Here is a 2,123-nt window from a genome sequence, read left to right as displayed (position 1 = left end):
TTATTATATTGTCAGACTTTTCTTTCTTTTTTGAACTCCCTCTTAGACCGCTATTCATCTATCTTTATAACGATTCGTGTTTTAAATTCAAATAGTCAATCTTTTTTTTACTGGAACATAGTTAGAAGGTTAATTATGCTTTAATAAAATTTTAGTAATTTAGTTGAGAATTAATAAGATTTTGATTAATGTGAAAAAACATGCTGAAAAGGCTTATATAAAGGGATATGTGGATTCTCTATTATATTTAAGGTTTTTATAAGCAAAATATAGATTGAATGAAGTAAAAAATAGTATGGATAGAAAGATAATAAATATTAATTGTTATAAAAAATAGTTTGAATAATAATAAAATAAAGATTGGATTTTTAAAAATAAAGTTTGTGACAGTATAATATAGATTGAATAAAAAAAGAATAAAGTTAGAATTCTTGAATCATATTATAAACAATTAAAACTAATCGGAGAAGTTAATCTACCTAAAGTGCAGTTAAGTGATATTTTAAGTATTGTGGATAAATATAAAGAATATCTTTCAGAATATAGGGTAGAATGTATTAAATATTTATTGGAAACAAGATATAATTATCTAGTAAAGGAAGGAATTATATAAGGCATAATAGATAGTCTATATTTATATATAAAGATACTCCAATAGATGATTTAGTACATGTTATAAAGGCTATATAGAATTAAATGCTTCTATATAGCCTTTATATATTAATATATTATATACATATAGATGTGTATATAAAGATACATTTTATACTAGATAGTAATCTATTTTTTTCTTTCAGAATTAAGCACTTTGATTATTTCATCTTTTAAACTCGTATTATTTTCAATTGCACGTATCTGATAATATTTCTTTAATTCTATGTCAATTTTAATATTTAGTTGAACTGTGTTATTTGAATTGTTTTGTGGTATATCTAAATTGTTAGGGGATGGAGTTTTAGAGCATTCATTGCAAGTGTTATGGAAACCACTTTTTTCACCTATGTATTTTATTTCAGTATTTTCAATATTAATAAAGTTATTATTTTTATATTCTTGAACATCAAAAAAAGTGCCACATATATTACATTTTCTCTGTAATATAATCTTCTCTTCTATAATCACAAATCTATATTTAGATATGCTGTTTTTTACATACTTAGGTAAAGTAATATGTATTCCATTAATTTCAAAGATATCAAGATGTTTATGTTCTCTTGAGATCTCTATAACATGTTCGTTCATGTGTTTCGCCTCCTTTAATATGTTTGAAATATATTATTAAGATATAATAATATATTTCAAGTTTTTATCGTAATATATTTTGCAATTAAAATAACTTATTATAAGAATATGAAGTTATTTTTATAAGTATCTATTAATTTATTTCTTTATATTTTTATAAATTCTATTTAAATAGATAAATAAGTTAATATATGAGTATATATTTAGGAATAAAAAAATTAATTAAAGATTAATTACATATATTTGTATTCATTCAAAAGAATTGGATTCAAAAATCACTTTCCTTATAGAGAAGTAACTTTCCGTACAACTATCTACAACGTCCCTATAACATACCGACAACACCCTAAACATGCACAAAAACCGACTTAATTACGATTCATTCAGGATAAATCGCTTTAAACATGAATAAAACGCTTTGAATAGAATATAGAAAAGATTTTGAAATAAATTTCCTAAGATGTTATGGAAAATAGAATTTTCAATTTTTAATTATATTGGATAAATAACTCCTGCTATATTTCAAGGAAAAACATATAGCATAAAAACTTTTTTTCATTAAGAAATTCAAAATATGACCCTATTTTTAATAAATTCATACTATTCTTCTTTAGGGGGAGATTAGATAGCATGAAAAATTTTTATTATTTTTACTTAATAAATAGAGGGAAAGATAATTCATGCTCTACTTCGATGGAAACTATATACTTTCTGATTATTTGAAAGATATAAGTAAAAAGTTTAATAAAAGAACACAAAACAATGTAAGCGTCAAAAATTAAGTACCTAGATACTAAAATCTCCAATTGATAAAATTAAGGAAATAACATTTTATCAGGAGGTTAGGTATGTATAAAAAATTAAGTAATGATGAATGGAGA

At 22.5% G+C, this 2,123-nt stretch carries 1 protein-coding gene; it reads right to left on the bottom strand.

From position 1 onward, the window contains the following. Positions 1–780 precede the first annotated feature (780 nt). Positions 781–1,242, bottom strand: coding sequence for a hypothetical protein (locus KQI30_RS16660; protein WP_216464466.1), 462 nt, complete (start codon positions 1,240–1,242; stop codon positions 781–783). Positions 1,243–2,123: the final 881 nt, after the last annotated feature.

This window comes from Clostridium bornimense (assembly GCF_018917145.1).
Classification (GTDB): domain Bacteria; phylum Bacillota; class Clostridia; order Clostridiales; family Clostridiaceae; genus Clostridium_AN; species Clostridium_AN bornimense_A.
Note: the sequence above shows the minus strand (reverse complement) of the source record. Positions and strands in the feature narration are given on the sequence as shown.

Coding starts and splice junctions, on each gene's coding strand:
- KQI30_RS16660 (WP_216464466.1), bottom strand. CDS start 1,242: ATGAACGAACATGTTATAGAGATCTCAAGAGAACATAAACATCTTGAT.